The organism is Desulfovibrio sp. OH1186_COT-070 (genome assembly GCF_003860215.1).
Classification (GTDB): domain Bacteria; phylum Desulfobacterota; class Desulfovibrionia; order Desulfovibrionales; family Desulfovibrionaceae; genus Desulfovibrio.
On record NZ_RQYH01000261.1, the window covers coordinates 1 to 305 of the forward strand.

General features: G+C 56.7%; 1 pseudogene. It reads left to right on the forward strand.

From position 1 onward, the window contains the following. Positions 1 to 305 (forward strand): annotated as a pseudogene (locus EII23_RS13105) (hypothetical protein); the annotation flags it as partial.

Genomic DNA, 305 nt, shown 5'->3' on the forward strand with positions numbered 1-305 from the left:
GCTCAGTGGAAGGACGAATACATTCGGCAGGGCGTAGTGATGGGGTGGGCCGAAGGGAAGGCGGAAGGAAAAGCTGAAGGCAGGGCGGAAGGCAGGGCAGAAGGAAAAGCGGAAGGCAGGGCTGAAGGATTTGGCCTGGCCTTGCAGGATTTGCTGGAGGCACGTTTTGGCACGCTTCCCCAGTCCGTGATTTCCTACATTGCCAGCTCGTCTGACGCCAACGTTCTGCGGAAGCTGACGCTTTTTGCCTACCGTGCGGAATCGTTGCAGGCTGTTGTTGACCGGATCAAAGATGACAGCAAAAT